19 protein-coding genes are annotated in these 20,560 nt (G+C 51.9%); 17 read left to right on the forward strand and 2 right to left on the reverse strand.

The genetic code is table 11. The features are described 5' to 3' along the window. Positions 1-10: 10 nt before the first annotated feature. On the reverse strand, positions 11-856 hold the full coding sequence (locus NHAL_RS06895; RefSeq protein ID WP_162010821.1) for a tetratricopeptide repeat protein: 846 nt from the start codon (positions 854-856) through the stop codon (positions 11-13). Between the two features lie 323 nt (positions 857-1,179). On the opposite strand from NHAL_RS06895, the gene NHAL_RS06900 reads away from it, so the two are divergent. From NHAL_RS06900 to NHAL_RS06965, 14 genes are all read left to right on the forward strand, one after another. After that, on the forward strand, positions 1,180-2,034 hold the full coding sequence (locus NHAL_RS06900; RefSeq protein ID WP_013032457.1) for a helix-turn-helix transcriptional regulator: 855 nt from the start codon (positions 1,180-1,182) through the stop codon (positions 2,032-2,034). Between the two features lie 180 nt (positions 2,035-2,214). Further along, entirely contained in the window at positions 2,215-2,403 is a 189-nt protein-coding gene (locus NHAL_RS06905) for a Flp family type IVb pilin (protein ID WP_013032458.1), read from the forward strand. A gap of 92 nt (positions 2,404-2,495) precedes the next feature. Next, on the forward strand, positions 2,496-3,023 hold the full coding sequence (locus NHAL_RS06910; protein ID WP_013032459.1) for an A24 family peptidase: 528 nt from the start codon (positions 2,496-2,498) through the stop codon (positions 3,021-3,023). A 26-nt stretch (positions 3,024-3,049) separates the two neighbouring features. Continuing rightward, a complete protein-coding gene (locus tag NHAL_RS06915; RefSeq protein WP_013032460.1) occupies positions 3,050-4,390 on the forward strand; it encodes an ATP-binding protein in 1,341 nt (446 codons plus the stop codon). A 50-nt stretch (positions 4,391-4,440) separates the two neighbouring features. Then, positions 4,441-5,238: a Flp pilus assembly protein CpaB gene (cpaB, locus tag NHAL_RS06920; RefSeq protein ID WP_013032461.1), complete on the forward strand. Its 798-nt coding sequence runs from the start codon at positions 4,441-4,443 to the stop codon at positions 5,236-5,238. Between the two features lie 125 nt (positions 5,239-5,363). Then, the gene (locus NHAL_RS06925; protein ID WP_013032462.1) at positions 5,364-7,061 is read left to right on the forward strand and encodes a type II and III secretion system protein family protein; all 1,698 of its coding nucleotides are present in this window, start codon (positions 5,364-5,366) and stop codon (positions 7,059-7,061) included. Positions 7,062-7,074: 13 nt separating this feature from the next. After that, entirely contained in the window at positions 7,075-7,371 is a 297-nt protein-coding gene (locus NHAL_RS06930; protein ID WP_013032463.1) for a hypothetical protein, read from the forward strand. 34 nt (positions 7,372-7,405) lie between these two features. Next, positions 7,406-8,602, forward strand: a complete 1,197-nt coding sequence (locus tag NHAL_RS06935) for a Tad domain-containing protein (RefSeq protein WP_013032464.1) — start codon at positions 7,406-7,408, stop codon at positions 8,600-8,602. A gap of 3 nt (positions 8,603-8,605) precedes the next feature. Next, positions 8,606-9,073: a TadE/TadG family type IV pilus assembly protein gene (locus NHAL_RS06940; protein ID WP_013032465.1), complete on the forward strand. Its 468-nt coding sequence runs from the start codon at positions 8,606-8,608 to the stop codon at positions 9,071-9,073. Positions 9,074-9,191: 118 nt separating this feature from the next. After that, positions 9,192-9,662 carry a TadE/TadG family type IV pilus assembly protein gene (locus tag NHAL_RS06945; RefSeq protein WP_013032466.1) on the forward strand — a complete coding sequence of 157 codons (471 nt, stop codon included), beginning with the start codon at positions 9,192-9,194 and terminating at the stop codon, positions 9,660-9,662. 133 nt (positions 9,663-9,795) lie between these two features. Beyond that, positions 9,796-10,983: a CpaE/TadZ family protein gene (locus NHAL_RS06950; protein ID WP_013032467.1), complete on the forward strand. Its 1,188-nt coding sequence runs from the start codon at positions 9,796-9,798 to the stop codon at positions 10,981-10,983. A gap of 19 nt (positions 10,984-11,002) precedes the next feature. Then, positions 11,003-12,382, forward strand: coding sequence for a TadA family conjugal transfer-associated ATPase (locus tag NHAL_RS06955; RefSeq protein WP_013032468.1), 1,380 nt, complete (start codon positions 11,003-11,005; stop codon positions 12,380-12,382). 20 nt (positions 12,383-12,402) lie between these two features. Then, a complete protein-coding gene (locus NHAL_RS06960; protein WP_013032469.1) occupies positions 12,403-13,374 on the forward strand; it encodes a type II secretion system F family protein in 972 nt (323 codons plus the stop codon). A 10-nt stretch (positions 13,375-13,384) separates the two neighbouring features. Next, a complete protein-coding gene (locus NHAL_RS06965) occupies positions 13,385-14,347 on the forward strand; it encodes a type II secretion system F family protein (RefSeq protein WP_013032470.1) in 963 nt (320 codons plus the stop codon). Positions 14,348-14,722: 375 nt separating this feature from the next. Here the strand turns inward: NHAL_RS06965 and NHAL_RS06970 are convergent, their stop codons facing one another. Further along, on the reverse strand, positions 14,723-15,886 hold the full coding sequence (locus NHAL_RS06970) for a hypothetical protein (protein ID WP_013032471.1): 1,164 nt from the start codon (positions 15,884-15,886) through the stop codon (positions 14,723-14,725). Between the two features lie 764 nt (positions 15,887-16,650). Between NHAL_RS06970 and rocD the strand changes: the two genes are divergently transcribed. Genes rocD through NHAL_RS06985 form a run of 3 tightly spaced genes read left to right on the forward strand, consistent with a single transcriptional unit; the run spans position 16,651 to position 20,551 of the window. Beyond that, positions 16,651-17,889, forward strand: a complete 1,239-nt coding sequence (gene rocD, locus NHAL_RS06975) for an ornithine--oxo-acid transaminase (RefSeq protein WP_013032472.1) — start codon at positions 16,651-16,653, stop codon at positions 17,887-17,889. Beyond that, positions 17,886-19,427: an L-piperidine-6-carboxylate dehydrogenase gene (gene amaB / locus NHAL_RS06980; RefSeq protein ID WP_013032473.1), complete on the forward strand. Its 1,542-nt coding sequence runs from the start codon at positions 17,886-17,888 to the stop codon at positions 19,425-19,427. The genes rocD and amaB overlap by 4 nt, the downstream gene beginning before the upstream one ends. Positions 19,428-19,444: 17 nt before the next feature. Continuing rightward, entirely contained in the window at positions 19,445-20,551 is a 1,107-nt protein-coding gene (locus NHAL_RS06985) for a PrnB family protein (protein WP_013032474.1), read from the forward strand. Positions 20,552-20,560: the final 9 nt, after the last annotated feature.

The following is a 20,560-nucleotide window of genomic DNA, read 5'->3' on the forward strand; positions in this document are numbered from 1 at the left end:
TTGTTCTCCTCTATCGGTTTGCTTTAAAGAGGGCCTGTATTTTCTCTAAATTATCATTGGCTTCTGGATAGTAGGTGGGTGAAGCACTGATGGCTTTACGGAAATAATTTGCAGCGGTTCGATGGTCGCCTTCCATCATCAGAATATAGCCGATATGGTAGAGGGATTCGGGTTCGTCCATAATATTTTGGAAGGCGCTTGTCGCTTCATCATGATGACCCTGACGTACATAGATAAGACCCAGATTGGCCCAGGCCTTTTCATGACGGGAATCTTTGGCCAATATTTTTTCAAAGAAAGAACGGGCCAATTTCCAATTCCCGGCAAGATAGTGGGAATACCCGAGGTTATTGAGCAGCAAGGGAAGTCCCGGTTTAATTTCCAGGGCGGCTTGGTAGTGTTGCTGTGCGGTGACGTAATCCTTGCGAAGATCGGCAATGACCCCCAGGCCGTTATGGGCCCGCCAGCGCTTTGGATCTATTTTAACCGCGGCGGCTAATTTATCCTTCGCCAAGTCAAACTCCTTTTTATGGAGTTGCAATAATCCGAAACCTTCCAATGCCCCGGCATGATTCGCTTTTTGTTTTAGGGTGTCCCGATAGGCTTTCTCGGCTAGCTCCGTATTTCCTTTCTCCCGATGTATCGTGGCTATTTTATAGAGCGCCTCAACATTTTCCGGGTCTAAGGTTAAGACCTTCACGTAATGAAATAGAGCCAGATCCCTATTGCCTACCTTAAGGGCTTGGTCGCCGGTCTCCATCGCCTTTTGAATAGCTTGGGGATCGGGGGCAACGGCATCCCTATTCTCGGGAGGAGGCTTAGTGGCGGTGGCGCAACCCAAAAGTGATGTAGACAATGCTAGCAGCATTATCTGCACGAGTAATCTCATTCTTTGTGGGTATTGTTGAGAATAGAGGATATCCATTTTTTATCCTTAGCCGATTTTATGGGGAAAATAAAATGTAACTATTTTTACAAAGAGCGGTGTCTTACTTATCGGCAGCAAGAAGCTATTTATTAGCCCTTTCGTGCGCACGGCGTACGCTACTTGTTGCCTCTCTATGCCGAGTTCAGCTCCAAGCTACCCTGATTTTCAAGCGTGTTAAACCTAGAGGCCAAGGTGCCGAAACAGATAGATAGAGGAAATTAATCACAGTATGAGAAGATTTCGGGACCATTATGAGGAAGGGAGCATCGACTTCGGAAGGGTTAACCCTACTTTTAATCGATCTGAGGCAGCAGGGGAGGGAGTTAACGCCACCTGATGCTAGATCTGATCTCCGGCATATTCTGGAACAGCGGGCTGTCGTTCACCACATTCCTTGGACGGGTGATATCCCCAAGAAGATAGCGGAGACGGCAGCCCAGGTCCTTTTTTTCGAATACGATTATCCCGACATCGCCAGGCTTTCATTCCTCCAGCAAACTAAACTCCACTATCCCTCCATTCCCATTATCTTGGTCACGGAACAGCATTCCGAGGCATTTGCTGTCTGGGCGTTTCGTTCACGGGTTTGGGATTATTTTGTAAAGCCCCTTGTCGTCGACGATATTCTGCACTGCATGGAAAGTCTTGAGCTTGTGATTGCAGAGCGGCACCAAGGGGTGCCCAGGAAAGCGATTTTACCCCCCCATTCCATCCCCACGGATGCCCGCTTTCGGCCTTTGTCGCAAAAAAAAAACGCCATTAATGCGGGAATCTCCTATATAGAAAAGAATCTCCATGAGAATATTTCCCAATCCGAGGTAGCCGAGCTTTGTGGCATGACGCCTTTCCAGTTTAGCCGCTGTTTCAAGCAAGCCTATGGCATGACCTTCCAAGAATTTGTCATCCGGCGGCGGATGACCGAGGCCGTACGCTTGCTTAAGAATCCGAGCGCCTCGGTTACGGATGTTTGCTATACCGTGGGTTTCCGGGATCTGTCCTATTTTACCCGCACCTTTCGGCGCTATGTGGGGATGACCCCTTCTCGCTATAAGGCCGATCTGGAGAACCTGCATACTTCCTTTTCTTCTTCCTCCCAAGTTTCCTAGGCCGGCAGGGGAAAAGCAAAACAGTCTTAATCGAACGCAATATTTTTATAACACTTAAATCCTCTCTGTCCCATAATGACCACCAGACAACGGTAAACAACTTAATCAATCTTGCATCAACTTTACCGCTGTCTGTGATGAACTTGAGTTAACAAATTTATAACGATGGAGGAAGATATCATGAGCAATCTTACCCAAAAAATCCGTTCTTTCTTGCGCGATGAAGAAGGCTTGACCATGACCGAATATGCAGTGGCGGGTGGTTTAATCGTTGTTGGTGGTGCTGCGGTATTTATGGCTCTGGGAGGTGAAATTGAGAGAGTAATTGGGTTAGTTAATGCTGAGCTTGCAAAAGTAGGAGGAGCCTAAAGCGCTGCAGGGAGGGGCTCGGCTCCCCTCCCTAATTTTTCCTGGGACATCTCATTTTAAAAATTTACTCATTCTCTTTCCAGGTAAAACCCATGCTTACCTCTATCAGTTTCACGGCTTTTAGTCTTTTAGGATTTCTGCTGGCTGCCGCCAGCTATCGGGATCTGAAATCTCATCGCATTCCCAATGTGCTCACCTTCGGCGGCGCTCTGCTAGGACTGATATTACAGGTCTGGTTTTTAGGTCTGGAGGGATTACTTTCTGGCCTGGGAGGATTGACCCTCGGCTTATTGTTGTATCTGCCTTTTTATCTTCTCGGCGGTATGGGGGCAGGGGATGTGAAACTCCTGGCGGCTGTGGGCGCCTTTTTAGGGGCCAAAGCTATATTGTGGGTTGCCATTTTAAGCCTCTTGGCTGGTTCAGTGATTGGCATGGGGGTACTCCTTGTCCGGGGTATTTTTCTGGAAGTCTGGCGTCCCTATGCCACCACGGCCAAATTCCTGTTATTGGCGGGAACCTACATTCCCCCGGAGATCAATAGGACTTTGAATACCCGCTTTCCCTATGCCGTGGCCATTGCGGCGGGAACTTTGGGTGCGGTCTTTTTGTTGTCGCCCTAGGGTAAATACTCAATGAGGTGATTTTTGTGGACGCATTGGCACGACAAATTTCAGAGCAGCCTTCCATGGACCCCATGGAAATGAAATTGGCCGCCCTAGCTCCCCGTCCCCGAACGGTGGAGGAGACGGGCCTTAGCCAGAATTTTTTGCAAGCATTGATCGCCAAGCACCTCTACGATGGAGGCGTCAGCACCCTCCGGGAGTTGGTGGCGAGAACCCTGTTAGCCGGATCGATTTTGGAAACGGTGTTGGCCCTGATGCGCAGCGAAGCCTATGTGGAAATCCGGGGCAGTGTGGACGGAACCACCGCCTTGCGCTATGGACTCACGGATCGGGGCCGGGCTTTTGCCCTTGAGTCTTTAATGAAAAGCGGTTATCTGGGACCGGCTCCGGTGTCGTTAACGCAATATATTCAGGTCGTGCAGGCCCAAAGCGTCCATCATCACCAGGTCACCCAGGCCCAGATGCAGTCCGCCTTTTCTGAGATCGTTATCCGCGATAATCTCTTAAATCAGTTAGGTCCGGCCCTGAACTCCGGTAGGGCCATTTTCGTGTACGGTCCTGCCGGTACCGGCAAGACCTATATTGCCCAACGCTTGGCTTGGATGCTGGGCGATCCGGTGCTGATTCCCCACGCCATTGCGGTCGGCGATACCCCCATTCAACTCTTTGATCCCATCTTCCATCAGCCTATTAAAGATCCTGAGGGAACCCCCCATGCGCTGTTCGAGCAAGGGTACGACCCCCGCTTTGTCTTCTGCCAGCGTCCCGCCGTACTCACGGGGGGGGAATTAACCTTGGATATGCTGGAAATCAGCTATGAGGCGTCCACTAAAGTCTATCAAGCGCCGTTACAACTCAAAGCCAATAACGGGATCTACCTCCTTGACGACTTGGGCCGCCAGCGGGTGGCGCCGGTAGATTTATTTAATCGCTGGATTGTTCCCATGGAAAGTCAGCAGGACTATTTGAATTTGGCCTCGGGCAAGCGCTTTCCCGTCCCCTTCGATGTGATCCTGATTTTTTCCACCAATTTGAACCCCAGCGCCCTTGCCGACGAGGCCTTTCTCCGCCGCCTGGGCTACAAAATCCGCTTTGGAGAGCTGAATGCGAAAGAATATGCGGCAATCTGGCGTCAAGTCTGTGAAGCGCGGGGCATCGAGTTCGATGGGGAACTGTTGAGGTATGTGCTGGAGGAGCTTTATGGCTCCAGTCCTCGGCCGCTGCTGCCTTGCCATCCGCGGGATTTGCTGTCCATGGCCTTGGACCAAGCCTGCTACTTGGAGATTTCCAATCAAGTGACCAAAGAAATGCTGGATCTGGCCTGGCAGAGTTATTTTGTCGGACTGGAGAGTGACAAAAGCTGATTTACGGAGACTGCACTGTAGTTATCGTCATAATCAAATAGGAGGTCAACATGATCAAGCGTAAGAGTTTGATGCTGTTTTTCATCGCCATCGTCCTGGGTACCGGCGCCACTTGGATGGCCAATCAATGGCTCCAGGATCGGATGCAGCCTGGGCCGGTAGAAGTGGTCGCTCCGGAGACTGCTCCCGTAGTGGTTGCTGCCCTGGAGATACCCTTTGGACAAAAAATAGAGACGATGCACCTGAAAGTAATTTCCTGGCCTGCCGATAACATGCCAGAGGGAATATTTCATGAGACATCCGCCGTGGAAGGCCGGGTTGCCAGTCAAAAAATTTATCCAGGCGAGCCGATCATGAAGGATCGGGCGGTGGAGCAGCTTGGCGGTAGCACCTTGTCGGCCATTGTTCCTCGCGATAAACGGGCGGTGACCGTGCGTGTCAATGACGTCATCGGTGTGGCGGGTTTTCTTTTGCCCGGCAACCAGGTGGATGTCCTGTCCTCACGCAAAATTGATAGGAGTCAAAACAAAGTTCAAATCGAGACCATTTTGCAAAACTTAAAAGTCCTGGCGGTGGATCAAACGGCCTCCCAGGATAAAAACCAGCCCCTGGTGGTGCGCGCGGTGACCCTGGAAGCTGATCCGAAGCAAGCAGAGAAGCTATTCAAAGCGACCGAGGAGGGGACCATTCAACTGGTTCTGCGCAATCCACAAGATGTGGCCGTTATCAAAGATCCCGAACCGGTAAAGGTGGCCAAGAAAACCTATTCTAAAGCGCCGCAGCCGATTTCCGATTCGGTCACCGTGATCCGGGGAACCCAGGTGGATATCTCCAAAGTCAGGCTTTAGTTTAAGTCTTGGAAGGAGTCAGAACGCTTGAGGTTTTTTAAATAAGTAGGGAGATCTAAAGAGATTAATTTTGCCGCCGAACGATTAGCCAGCGACTTATATTTATAGAAAGGAGAGTCCTCAGCATGTCCCCGCAAAAAAATTATCTTGTCGTTGGCAATCGCCGAACCTGGCTATCCGGTATCTTATTTTTTCTCGTCATTAATATTATTGTTTTTTTCAGCCTGACCTCTCTTGCTTTGGCGCAAACCTCTCCCTTGACCCCAAGGCAGTCAGAGAATTTGATTATTCAATCCGATATCGAGGGTGACTTTCAGGTTCCTTTATATAAGTCTGGGGTGATTGAGCTTGAAGAAAGAGCAAAGAGGATCTCCGTGGGTAATCCCGGTATTGCCGATATTCTCATGCTCCACAGCCGTCAATTGTATGTGGTGGGTAAGGCCCTCGGCACCACCAATGTGGTGGTTTGGGATAAAAATGAACGGGTTTTTGCTTCCTTCAACATAGAAGTCGTCCATGACCTGGACACGTTAAAACGTAAACTTCATCGGCTATTGCCCGGTGAAGTCATCGAAGTCCATTCCGCCCAGGAACGGATTATTCTCAGTGGTCAGGTCTCGAGCGTGGTGAAGATGAAGGCGGCGGAGGATTTGGCCCAAGGATTTTTACCCGAATGCATCAGTGCCGAATCGAATGTCTTGGTGCGGGATACCACCCAAGGAACGCCCATTATTATTCAACAGGGTGATGGTGGGCGTGGCGCCAGTGGAGCGAACCAGGAGGGCTGTAAGAAAGGCAGTGTGGTTAATCTGATGCAGGTAGGCGGCGCTCATCAGGTGATGCTGGAGATCAAGGTCGCCGAGATTGCCCGTACGGTACTGAAACGGTTCGACTCCAATTTTAATGTCTTTAGCTTCGACAGCCCCTGGAAGTTTGGTGCTAACAGTGGGGGGGCTTCCTTCCCCAATGCCTTGACCCCCAGTGGCAATGAGGTTCCGATCTTAGGCTCTCTCAATGGAGAGGACAGCCCCATTGGCCCCGTGGTTGATCTCTTTCAGCCCAATACTCCCGGGATACAAGATAAGGGGGTCTTTCTGAGCTACCTGAGTAGCAAGTTCTTCCTGGAAGCGGTGCTGGAAGCCTCGCGTCAGAAAGGGCTGGCCAAAGTCTTGGCGGAACCCACCCTCACGACGTTGACGGGCCAAGAAGCCCAGTTTGTCTCGGGAGGTGAGTTTCCCATTCCGGTCCCTCAGAGCGGCATTACCGGCAATGTGACCATTGAATTCAAGGAGTTTGGCGTGATCGTCAATTTCTTACCGCTGGTTTTGGATTCGGGCCGCATCAATCTTAAACTCAATGTGGCGGTGAGCGAATTGTCTCAGGATGTCCCGGTAACCTTGGGAGTCCAAGGCACCGAAAACACCTTCGTGATTCCTTCGCTGACTAAGCGCAGCGCCAAAGCGACAGTGGAATTGGCCGATGGTCAGACCATCGGCATTGCCGGATTGATTAACGATAACCTTCGGGAACTCGTGACTAAGCTTCCAGGCCTGGGTGATGTGCCGATCCTGGGGGCTCTATTCCGGAGCCAAGAATTTATGTCCGGCCAGACGGAACTGGTGATGTTCGTTACTCCCCATTTAGCCCGTCCCATTTCACCCCAGCAGGTCAAACTGCCCACGGACAGTTTTGTCCCCCCTACCGATCTTGAGTTTTATTTAATGGGCAGAATGGAGGCGCGGGAAATGTCGAACTCCTCCCCATCTTCTCAGGGCATTATTGATATTGGCCCCGAGAGTCACCGTTTTGGCCACCAGTTGTAAGGAGCATGCCCCGATGCGAGCAAACCTGATAAAAGTCTTTTGTTTTTCCAGTGGAATTCCCCTGGTGCTACTGCTCGGTTGTACCAGCACTGATCCGGTGCGTGTCGAGCAGGACTTTGGCAATTCAGTACGCAATATGATTCAGGCGCAAATCTATGATCCAGAGGCCGCCCGTAATCCTCCTGTAGAACCACCGGCGGCACTTGACGGCGCTAAAGCGGGGGAGGCCCTGAAAGAATATCGCCAGGATGTGGGCAAGCCTAGCAAAGTGGAAAAAGAATTACCCTTAAATATCCTCATCGGCCAGTGATCGGTACTGTTATTTGTGAATATGAGGGACTGAAATGAACGTACTGCCTTCTACGCCCCATTCCCAGCGGGGGGTGACTATGGTTCTGTTCACTATCGGCATGGTGGCTATTATCGGCATGGCCGGGCTGGCGTTGGACATGGGCCATGCTTACCTGAACAAAACCCGTTTGCAGAATGCCTTGGATGCCGCCGCCCTGAGCGGTGCCAAGGTCCTGAACGACATGCATGATGTGGGTCAGGCCACTGCGGCTGCTTTAACCACCTTCAATATGCATCTTGAGGGTGAACTAGCGGATGCCGGTTTGGTTCCCACGGTGGAGGTTTCTGAGACCTTGTCCCCCTTTGCTCCCGGGGGGATCAATCCCCGTTACCTCCGGGCCAGGGTGAATGACTTTCCCATGCAGGTCTGGCTGGCCCAGGTGCTCCCGGGTATCGGCAACACCCAATCGGTAGGGGGGAGTGCGGTTGCGGGCCCCATCCCCCTAGGGCCTAAAAAATGTGATATCGCACCTATGATCATTTGCGCCGATCCAGGGGATACGGATTGTTCCGATGGGAATTGCTTTGGTTATTCCATGGGTGGAGAGGAAGAACAGACGCTCAAAACCCATTCGGGGAACAGTAGTGATTGGGAAGTGGGGCCCGGTAACTTTCAGCTGATTGAGCTTGATTGCGGTCCAGGCGGAGATTGTGTCCGGGATGCCCTCTCCGGTGAATACGAAGGTTGTATTGAAGGGGATAGTGTCACCACCAAGCCAGGGAATACCGTAGGCCCTGTGGCCCAAGGATTTAATACCCGTTTTGGTATTTATCAGGGGGGCATGTCTTCAAGCGAGGCTCCTCCTGATGTGGTGACTTATCGGGATTTTGATTCTTCAGGTAACTACTTTTGGCATGAGGGCTACTTGAGCCGCCTGCAGAACGGGCCTTGGGACTACAGTCCCCAGCCGGAGGGGATGGGTGTCCCCCAACGCCGAATATTGGCTGTGCCCTTTGGCAACTGCACCGGCACCACGGATGGGAGAGGAGAGGTGGAAGTGTTGGGTTATGGTTGCTTTTTCATGACTCGACCCACCTCCCATTCAGGTAACACCCAGGAAATCTATGGACAGTTCATCGCCGAGTGTAAGGCCGATGGTAGCGTCATCGAAGCGCCGCCCATCGATGACGATGACTTCGATCTGTACAAAATCGTCCTTTATAAGGACCCGGATAGCCAAGATTCGTAAGCCATGATGATACCACCGTGTGATTCAACGAAAGCCAGGCAACGGGGCATTGCGGCGACTGAGTTTGTCATCGTGCTTCCGGTGATTTTGCTGCTGATGCTGGGGACAGCCGAGCTAGGCCGTGCCTTTTACCAGTACAACACCATGACGAAAGCAGTGCGGGATGGGGCGCGATACCTGGCTGACAATGCCATTAAGGGGGCGACGGGGGTGATTGACATTGATGCGGCGACTGAGGCGGAAACCAAGAATTTGGTGGTGTATGGAAATACGACGGGAAGCGGTAGTCCGCTCTTAGAAGGGTGGTCGCCGGCAGAAGTTACCGCTGCTGGATTTGATGCCGCCCATATCCGGGTCAGCGCTACCTTTGCTTTTAAACCAATGTTTTCAAAGATACCTGCGTTTGGGTTGGGTGAGGACATTGTGCTTGAGCTCAACTTCCAGGCGGCGACGACCATGAGAGCCTTATGAACTGCTGCTGCCAGGCATGGGGTTGGCTAGGTTTAGATCACACAGAACGAAGCAATGCGTGTCTATTAAAAAAGAAAATGGAAATATCGGCTAACAGGAGTGCTAGTAAGAGGGTTGTATGAAGACATCACAGCAAGGACTGACCACGGTGGAGTTTTCGCTCATTGCTGGCCTAGTCATGATCGTGCTATTTGGGGTTATTGAAGTCGCGCGGGCATTTTTCGTCTGGAACACCATTGCCGAAGCAACGCGGCGCGGGGCGCGGGTTGCCACTGTCTGTCCCGTAAATCATCCTGCTATCGCTCGCATTACCATCTTCGGCGAGCCAGATGGGGGGGATTCCAGCCCCATTCTCAGCGGCTTGTCGGCGGGCAACGTGACCCTCAATTATCTTGATAATGGGGGTGCGGCCACGGCAACTTTTGCCGACATCGCCTATGTACGGGTTGGCATCACTAATTATCAGCATACTTTACTGATTCCCTTTGTGGGGCAAACCCTGGAGGTGCCTGCCTTTAGCACCACACTCCCCGTTGAAAGCCTGGGCTATATCCCCGATCTAGGGACCCGAGAATGTTTTGGGGTTTAACCGTTGAAGAAGCACAAGGAAGTGGGATGCCCCTCCAGCGAGGAGGAAACAAGGCGAGTGCGGCTGTCGGGAACAGTACAGCAAGGCTTAGCCAAACTCCAAGCGAGGAATTAAAGGTCAGGAGCAGATATTGATGAAAAACAAACCCATGATTCTTGTTGCGGGGCGGGATAAACAGCATCTACAGGCGATGGGACGTTTATTTTGTGACCCGTCAGAGTTACAGGTGCGCATTCACCACATGGAAAATGGCCATACCGATCCCTTATATGGGATAACCGTCCAACCCGATATTCTTGTGCTGGTCCTAAGTGCTGCTTGGGAAGAGGAACTGCGCGCCCTTAGAACCCGTGCTGCTTCCCAAGGCTTGCCGATGATTGCCATCGGACCCGCGGGAAATACCCAAGTCATGCGAAGAGCAATGCAGGCGGGTGCCCGTGACTTTTTTACCCATCCAGCACCGCCAGAAGAACTATTGGCTTCCACATTGCAAATTGTGAAAGACCTTCATTCGCCGGCGGTAACGGGGCAAGGCGTGTTGACGGCGGTTATCAATGGGACCAACGGATCAGGGGCGACGTTCCTTGCCTGTAATATCGCCCATATGATGACTGTCCACTCCGGGATCAAGGTCGCTTTAATGGATATGGACCTCCAGTTTGGCAATCTTCCTCTCTATCTGGATATGAATATTCGCAACAGCCTCTCAGAGGTGTTTGCTGCGGTGGACCAACTCGATGGGGTTGCTCTTGAAGGCTATATGGGAAAACACCCTAGCGGGTTACACCTTTTGGCATCCGCCTCTGAGCAAGTATTGCTCCCTTGGGAAATCTCTGAAAAAGATCTCAATCGTCTCCTGGATATCTCCCTCCAAACTTATGAGCATGTCGTAGTCGATTTACCTCGGCAAATCGACTCCTTGACAAGCACGGTATTGGAGCGGGCTCATCATGTCATCATCGTGATGCAGGAGAGTTTAACCAGCATCCGCGATGCCAAACGGCTGCTACAAATTGTCCAACGGGATTTGGCGGTATTGGATGAAAATATCTATGTGGTGGTGAATCGCCATCAAGATAAGAATGCGATTAGCCTGGCCGATCTGAGGGATGCCTTGAAGATTTCGAGTTTTTTGCTCATCCCCAATGATTTTAAACGAGTCATGCAGTCCATTAACACGGGTGTTCCCCTTTTTGAGAGCGAAAAGAATGCGGCGATTACTAAAGCCGTCCTTGAGGTGGCGGTGAAACTCAGTGGTAAACCCCAAACGCAATCACAAAATATATTGCGAAGGGCGCTATCGTACTTTCTGCCGCATTAGCTTTTAAGGGTATTCAATTATGAATTTAAAGGAAAGAATGCGTAACGCGGGCTCCCAAGAGAGCTTGGTACCGGCGAATACTCCCCCGCCGGCATCTCACGATCAGTCCCCTGCAAAGGAAACGGCGTCCGCCCTGGAAAGAGAGTGGAAGCATCATATCCACCAGAAACTTCTTAAAGTCATTGATCTCTCTTTAGTCACGGGACTTGAGGAAAAACAGGCGCGCACCCAGATTCGTGAGGTGGTTAACCGCCTCATGATAGAGGAATCCGTTCCCCTGCCCGCTGCGACGCGGCAGCGTTTGGTGACGCAGATCGAAGATGAAATTCTGGGCTTGGGACCTTTGGAACCCCTGCTGGCTGACCCGAGTGTCTCTGATATCCTCGTCAATGGTCACGATTCGGTCTATGTGGAGCGGCATGGAAAAATTAAACGCACTGAGGTGCAGTTCAGGGATGACGCCCATCTGAGGAATATCATTGACCGCATTGTTTCCAATGTGGGACGCCGCATTGATGAGTCTTCTCCCATGGTCGATGCCCGCCTGAAAGATGGTTCCCGGGTGAATGTGATCATCCCGCCCTTGGCGATTGACGGTCCCATGTTGTCGATACGCCGCTTTTCCGTGTATCGCCCCAGTACTGAAGACCTGATTGAGTATGGGAGCATTACTGCAATGATTGCAGAGGTCATCAGCGCGATTGTGAAGGCGAGGTTAAATGTTTTGATCTCAGGCGGCACCGGATCGGGCAAGACCACCTTGCTCAATGTGCTTTCTGGATTTATTCCCCATAATGAGCGGATCGTAACTATCGAGGACTCGGCGGAACTGCAACTGCAACAACCCCATGTGGTGCGGCTGGAGACACGACCGCCCAACATTGAAAACAAAGGGGAGGTGACGCAGCGGGATCTGGTCCGCAATAGTCTGCGCATGCGCCCGGATCGAATCATTGTCGGTGAGGTGCGTGGGGCCGAGGCTTTGGATATGCTCCAGGCGATGAATACGGGCCATGATGGATCACTTACGACGATTCACGCCAATAGCCCTCGCGATGCGCTCTCCCGCCTTGAAACCATGGTCACGATGGCCGGATTTAATCTGCCTATTCGCGCCATGCGTGCGCAGATGGCTTCTGCTATCCATATCGTCATCCAGCTCGAGCGGATGGAGGATGGCAAGCGCAGAGTGGTCAGCCTGCAAGAGATCCAGGGGATGGAGGGGGATGTGATCACCATGTCGGAAATCTTCAAATTTCATCGCCAAGGTATCGACGGCGATGGCAATGTGCAAGGCCGCTTCCAGTCCACGGGACTGGTGCCTAAGTTTCATGAACGTTTGCGCCAGCGAGGAATTGAGCTCGATTTTGATCTTTTCGATCCTGATCGTCAAATGTAATAAAGGACAGGGTGTATTCTATGGCCGGTGACCAGCTGATCTTTTTGATTATGGTGTTTCTGGCGGTATTCCTGCTTGCCACCGCTATTATCGTCCCCACCTTTGGAACCTCAGCCCAGGCGGCGAAAAATCTGCGGCGGCGTATTCAGGGAGCCATAGAGGAATTAGATCCTGCGGCGATCTCTCTGTTACGGGAGAAAAGCTTTCATAAACTCTCGCCCCTTGAACGCTGGATAGAAGGGCTGCCAGGAATGGTGCGGCTGAGCCTGCTTATCAAGCAATCCGGTCGGGAGACCGCCGCTTATCGGGTCGTATTGTTCGCTTTTAGCCTGGGTATGGGCCTTGGGTTGTTGGTGTGGGTTTTGGCCCGGTCCCCATTATTGGGATTCCTGGTGGCCTTCGTGAGTTTTATTTTTCCTATCTTAAGGATACGCATAGAGCGGGACAAGCGGATAGGAAAATTTGAGGAACAGTTGCCTGAGGCCCTTGATATCATGAGCCGGGCGATGAAGGCGGGATACCCTTTTGTGGAAACGCTGCACGTCGCCTCAGAAGAAATGCGGGATCCTTTGGCCAAAGAATTTCGTACCACATTTGCGGACATTAATTATGGAATGAATATCAAAACTGCATTCCTCAGTCTATTACAGCGGGTTCCCAGCATGAGTCTGATGGCTGTGGTGACTGGAGTCTTAGTTCAGCGGGATACGGGCGGTAATCTAGCAGAGATCCTGGAGAAGATTGCCGCAGTAGTGCGAGGGCGATTTCGGTTTCAGCGCAAGGTACGGACTTTCACGGCGGAAGGACGGCTTTCCGCTTGGATCCTGACTTTAGTACCCTTTGTCCTGTCAGCGGCACTCCATGTGATTAATCCTGAATACCTGCCTATGTTGGTAAAGGAACCCTTGGGTCGAACCCTAATCCTGTTGGCTTTTATTAATATCATGGTGGGTGTTTTTTGGATGCGTCGTATTATCCGTATTGATGTTTGAGGGGGCCCTCATGGAATATCTTCTGCAAACTTTGTCCAAATTGCTGAGTGAACCTGGCCAAACCACGTGGTTTTTTGCCGTTATCATGGGTGTGGCGACCACTCTTTTTGTGCTGGCCTTATTGTTGCTCGTCGCTGGATTGTCCGATCCAGTGCGCCGACGGCTGCGTTCCATAGCCAATTCCGGACATCATGATAGGAAAACCACGGATGCGGTAGCGGAAGCGATAGCGCCTTTATCACCCTATATCTTACCGAGGCAAGAATGGGAACGATCCAAAACCACCACTAAGCTGGTTCACGCCGGTTACCGCTCAGGTAATGCACTTACCCTGTTTTATGCTATTAAGCTGCTTTCAGGAATTATTCTACCGGCGATTGCAATATTTTTAACGACAATTTTTTATCCTAAATTTACAACCTTCCAGATTGTTTTCTTAGGTTTGTTTTTAAGTTTTATCGGGCTATTGTTCCCGAATATTGTTCTAGAACGACTGATTAAAAAACGTCAGCGCCAGATTTACAACGGTTTTCCCGATGTGCTCGATTTGCTTATCACTTGTACTGAGGCTGGTTTGGGGTTGAATGCGGCTTTAAAGCGAGTAGCGGAGGAATGTGCTGTCAGCCATCCCGTACTTTCCGGGGAGCTGACTTTAGTGAATATGGAGATCCGGGCGGGGGTAAATCGCGTCGAGGCATTGAAAAATTTTTCCGCGCGAGCTGGAATAGAGGAGATCCACAGCTTCGTTGCTTTCCTTTCCCAAAGCTTGCGTTTCGGCACCAGCATCGCGGATACCCTGCGAATTTACTCCGATGAATTCCGGGATAAACGGATGCAGCGGGCTGAGGAAATGGCGGCAAAGATGGGCACCAAAATGATTTTTCCCCTCATCTTTTGCATACTGCCATCCTTTTTCCTGGTGGCTATAGGCCCGGCTGTTCTCGGCGTTCTCAAAGCGCTTGGAGTGCGTTAGTCATGAGTAGGTGATAGATCCTTGGAGTTTCACCATGACTAGCCTGGATAATTCATGAGATCACCACAAAGGCACTAAGGGCACAAAGAAATCAAAAAGGTAAATAGATTAAAATAATTTGCTTCGTTAGCAATGAGCATATCCATCAATTTCTCCCAACTGACTGAGATTCCCTCATCCTCGTGTTCTTTGTGTCTTGGTGGTGAAAAATTCAGGCTAGCCTCACCTTGTCAGCCTGGAGAAAAAGTTTTAAGGAAGGTTTAGGTGTTAAGGGAAAAAGGCAAGAGAGTTATTGAATGTGCGAGTCGAATCCGATCTCAAGAAGCAACCCCAAGAGTTGGCAAAGCGGGAAAACCGAACGCTATTTAGACTGAGTTAACTGGCGACCGAGGTCCGGATCACATGGGCCGCTTGCGCGGGAAGAAAATAATGATAGTAGGGCGCTGAATGGAGAGGGTCGCTCTGTTCATAGGTGAGGCCATAAAGAGCGAAATATTCTTTCCCTAAGAGGGACGGCATCTCGCGCCGTGAAACCAACTCCAATAGCTTGCCGTTTTCAATGCTGCGTTCAAGACTGGGATCAATGGCGGCAAGTTCTTGTTTGATCTTCAGGGCCACTTTTACATGACGCTCGGGTTGGACAAAGACTTGCAATAGTAATCCTGCCGTATACTGGCCCGTCGCCTCCCTGGAAGCTATTCCCGCTTTTTTCAAGGCCTGGATAAGGGCTTCCAAGCTCATAGCCCGGCGCTTATCTGAGTCTTGCCGACTGGCCCGTAGAGCCAAGTGATGAGCCGTAAAACCATAAACTCGATTCCAGTGCTGGATGATTTGGGCCGGCGCCTCGGCATCGGATTGATCTAAAAATATCCGCAGCACCTGGCCGTTCGACAATATTTTGTATAACGGATAAGCATTCCAGCCGTCCGGAAATTGGTAGGCGGCTTCTTCAGGAACCTGGCTTGGCAGATAACCGTGTGTTGTTTGTAATAGTTGGGCCACCCTCTCTGCATCTTGGGTGGCTCCCGAACCGCAGCGGATAGCCACATGGTCAAAATGCACGACCCAGCCTTGTTCTTCGGCAATCCCAAGCAAGGCAAGATCGGCCCGGCTGTTGAGCAGGGACTCCACTGCCTTGACGGCTACATAAATATCGAAATTTTGCACGAAACGGGCGATACGTTGAGCATGGGTGTCCGCTAAGGCGGCCTGCGCCTGCCCGAGCAAATCCTCTAAAAAGGAGCGGGCCGGTGGGCTGATGGTCATCCCGGGCAGGTCTCCTTCTAAGGGCATGGCCTTGCTGGCTTGGTGGTAAGCATCCAGCAAATCGTCCATGGTGAGGACATGCTGAAAGTAGGGAAGAGCCGAGACCGGTTGGGGTTGACCTTGGAAGGGAGTGAGATCAAGGCTGGCAAAGCTTCCATCGGGTCGGGGTGCCCGCACCCGGTAGGGATTATCAGGATCGGGGATTAATTGAGGGGCCTCCTCAAGTAATGCAGTGACGAGACCTTTTGCAAAGAGGGTATAGGGGTCTCCCATTTCCAAATCCTCAAGGTGGATATTCCTATTCTATTTTGACTTTAGCGGCCACTGGGCGTTCAAATGACCTGGATGTAAGCTTAGTGCCTATGAATAACATATGGGGATGTTTAGAGGCTGGTGGAAAGCCTTTGTAGGTAGCGGTGGGGCTCTACGCTAGAACCTACCGACAGGGACAAAGAAATAGAGACGAGGAACAACCTAGATTCGGTTTTTAGCCGCCAATGCACGCGAATAAACGCTTATAAAAAATGGCCTGGAATGATTTTCTGGCGGATCAACGCCTGCCTGTCTTTAAGCGATTGAAATATTTGCGTTCATAGGCGCTAATTCGCGGCTAAATATTTTATTTTAGGAGAATTAACAAGCAGCGATGGGTAAGGGTTTGATGCGCGCCCTCCCTGACGCGCCCCCTGAGAGCATCCTCTGGATGTCCCGATTCGCGCCCGGCACACCCCTGTCTCCTGGCTCCACACTACCCCCTCGCTCCAATATCTCAAAATTTTTGCCGGGATACATATAGCGTTTCCCGAATAAATGAGATACGAATATCGACCTAGCAGGACCTTAATTCTCAATTCTCAATCCTCCTATAAGGGAAACGCTATCCCTGAACAAAAGCAGCGTCCTGGGGGTCCAATTTGAAGAGCAAGTCGATAAATGCGGGGAGATCTGCGTCAGGATGTTAAAGGACGGTCACCTGCCAGAAACCAGCCCCATTGGTGAGTTGCTGTGCTCGGCATTTACGCCACAGAGGTTTACCCATGAACCCAATTATCGAATTGGAAAATCGGTACTCAGCCCATAATTACCATCCGCTGCCGGTGGTATTGACCCGGGGCGAAGGAGTCTATCTCTGGGATACGGAAGGAAAGCGTTACCTGGATATGATGAGTGCCTATTCGGCGGTGGGTCACGGCCATGCCGATCCCCGACTCGTTCAGGCCCTGACCCACCAGGCCCAGCGCTTGACCCTGACTTCCCGAGCCTTTTATACCGATCGACTAGGGCCGTTGCTAAAGTATGCGTGCGAGTTGAGTGGGCACGACCGGGCTCTCCCCATGAATACCGGTGCGGAGGCCGTGGAAACCGCGCTTAAAGCAGCCCGCAAGTGGGCTTATCAAGTCAAAGGAGTCCCGGCAGGGCAAGCGGAAATCCTCGCCTGTGAGGGGAATTTCCATGGACGTACCATCGCCATTGTGGGTCTTTCCTCTGAAGCCCAGTATCAAGAAGGCTTTGGGCCCTTTCCTGGGGGTTTAAAATGCATTCCCTATAATGACTTGGAAGCCTTGGAGGCAGCAATAACGCCTCATACCGCCGCTTTTTTGGTCGAACCGATTCAAGGTGAAGGGGGCATTATTATCCCGGATAAGGGTTATCTCCGGGGATGTGCCGAGATCTGCCGCCGTCATAATGTTCTGCTCATCTGTGATGAAGTTCAGACCGGGTTGGGACGCACCGGTAAGTTGTTTGCCTGCCAGCATGAAGGAGTCCAACCGGATGGCCTCATTCTTGGCAAGGCCCTGGGTGGGGGGCTGTTACCCATTTCCTTGTTTCTGGCCCGGGAGGAGGTCATGGGGGTTTTTCAGCCTGGGGATCACGGCAGTACTTTTGGGGGTAATCCCTTAGCTTGTGCCGTGGCCTTGAAAGCCCTCAAAATTCTGGTTGAAGATCGGCTACCAGAACGCTCGGCTGAACTGGGAGATGACTTATTGCAACAGCTTCAGCGGCTGCAAAGCCCCCTGATTCGCGAGATCCGGGGCCGGGGCCTGTTTATTGGCATTGAGGTTGATCCGCAACGGGTGACGGCGCGAACCGTTTGCGAGGCTTTGATGGAACAGGGGCTGTTAAGCAAGGAAACCCATGAGGTGGTGGTTCGATTGGCACCCCCGCTCACCATTACCCGAGAGCAAATCCATTGGGCGGTGGAGCGTATTGTCCGGACTTTTCAAGATCTGGAAGAAAAACACCCCCCTTCCGCAGCAAAGGTAAGTTCACGATGACATTACTTAAGGATCTGGGCCTAGAAGATTTCAATCCAGGGGTTTGTGGGGGACCGGGACGTTGGTCTGGAAAAGATACTAAGCGGGGAATTGATTCCATCAATCCGGCGGCTGGGCAGCGGATCGCCAGTGTCGGGGGAGCCACTGCCTCCGATGTGGAAACCCTTATTAGCACCTCCCAGGAGAGCTTCAGAACTTGGCGTATCGTCCCCGCTCCGGTACGGGGAGAGTTGGTGCGTCGGCTGGGGCAGGCCCTGCGGGCCCATAAGGATCTATTGGGCAGCCTGGTGAGCTTGGAGACGGGCAAGATCAAGGAGGAAGGGGATGGGGAAGTGCAGGAAATGATTGATATGGCGGATTTCGCCGTGGGCCAGTCGCGGATGCTCTACGGCAAGACGATGCACTCGGAACGTCCCCGCCACCGCATGTATGAACAATGGCACCCCTTAGGGGTGGTTGGCGTGATTACCGCTTTTAATTTTCCGGTCGCGGTGTGGGCTTGGAATGCCCTGATTGCCGCCATCTGTGGCAATACGGTGATTTGGAAGCCTTCACCCAAGGCGCCTCTAACGGCGGTGGCGGTGCAGCACCTTTGCAACCGAGCGATGGAAGAGGCCGGTTATCCAGGGGTGTTTAGTCTCTTGGTTACCGATGAGAATCAACTTGCCGAAAGTTTGGTGCAAGATTCACGGCTTCCCCTGATTTCCTTCACCGGCTCAACCGAGGTCGGGCGGCGAGTGGGTGAGTTGGTGGCCTCACGGTTGGGACGGAGCCTCCTGGAACTCTCTGGCAATAATGCAGTGATTGTGGATGAAACCGCTGATCTTGACCTAGCTGTGCCGGCGGTGGTCTTTGGAGCGGTAGGTACGGCGGGGCAGCGTTGTACCACCACACGGCGTCTTATTGTTCACCAAAGCCGCTATGAGGAACTGATTTCCCGGCTCATTCATGTTTACCCCCAGCTCCCCATTGGGGATCCCCTAGACAAAAAGACCTTAGTGGGGCCCCTCATTGATAGGGGGGCCGTGACCAGATTTAGCCATGCCATTGAAGCGCTTAAGCAGCAGGGAGCTGAGATTCTCTACGGGGGCCGGGTGCTCCAGAAACCTGGATATTTTGTCGAGCCTACCTTGGTCCGGGCCGAAAATCATTGGGAGATTGTGCAGCAAGAGACCTTTGCGCCTATCCTTTATCTGCTCCCTTTTAAAACCCTGGATGAGGCCATTGAACTTAACAATGCCGCGCCCCAAGGGTTTTCCTCCTCCCTGTTTACCAATAATCTCCGTCATGCAGAACAGTTTCTCTCCCACTGGGGCAGTGACTGTGGTATCGCCAACATTAATATTGGGACCTCGGGAGCTGAAATCGGGGGGGCTTTTGGCGGTGAAAAGGAAACCGGCGGGGGCCGGGAGGCAGGCTCTGATGCCTGGCGAAACTATATGCGGCGGCAGACCAATACCCTGAATTGGGGCACGGAGTTGCCTTTGGCCCAGGGGATTCGCTTCGATCTGGATGAGGCAGGCCCAGCAGAAGGGTGAGATGGAACATTCTGGCCATGAATAAGTGGGATTTGGCTCTGAATAGATCTTTTACCCGGCGAGGATTTCTGCCCGAGCCTGATCCGGTTCGGCACTTTCCCTGTGATTCTGAATGGGCTGTGTTTGATGAGCTTGGCCGGGATTTGCCCAGCTTGTTACAGGATCCCGGATGCCGCCAGTACTTGCGGGAGCAGCAGATACCCTTCTGGCCAGGAGAGCGGAACCGTCCCCAGGATCTACCTGAACTGCGGCTCTATTATTTGCGTCTGGGATTTTTGGCTTCAGCTTATATTAATCAGGTGGGAGAACCTCGGGCGACCCGATTACCCCCTAATATTGCCCGCCCCCTTTGCCAGGCTTGCGCCCTGCTGAAACGGCCCCCCATCCTCAGTTATGACGGTTATGCCCTCTATAACTGGAAACGTTTCCGTTCCGAAGAGCCCATTGCATTAGGCAACATCGACACCTTGCAGAATTTCGTTCATCTTTACGATGAGCATTGGTTTATCTTGGTTCATGTGGAGATCGAGGCCCTTGCCGCCGGTATCTTTTCGGGGATTGGCCGGTTACTGCAAGAACCGTGGCAGGATGATCTGATCAATTCGGTTCTCCAGGCCATCGGGGAAACGGTTTGGCGTCAAGTCGCTGTTCTCAGGCGGATTCCGGAACGAATGGACCCAGCGCTTTACTATCGAACTTTCCGGCCCTACATTCGCTACTTCGAGAATGTCATCTATGAGGGCGTGAAGCAAGCGCCCATGGATTTCCGCGGCGAGACCGGTGCCCAAAGTAGTGTTATGCCTCTGTTGGTGGCTTTGCTCAAAATCCCCCATCAACCTTCGTCCCTGACTGAGCATCTGGCCGATATGCGCCGCTACATGCCAAAAGAACATCTCCAAGTGCTCAAGGCGGTAGAGGAGTTACCGGACCTGCGCCCCTATGGGGAGAAAGAAATCTATAATCAGGTGTTGGAAGCGATAGCCAGTTTCCGGGAATTTCACTATGGCTTGGCCCGAGAATATATCCAGAATCAGACGGATGATCCCTTGGGCACGGGGGGAACCCCTTATATCAAATGGCTCAAGCAACTAATTGATGAAACGCGGGCTTACCAAATCCCTTAATGGTTAGGA

This window comes from Nitrosococcus halophilus Nc 4 (assembly GCF_000024725.1).
GTDB classification, from domain to species: domain Bacteria; phylum Pseudomonadota; class Gammaproteobacteria; order Nitrosococcales; family Nitrosococcaceae; genus Nitrosococcus; species Nitrosococcus halophilus.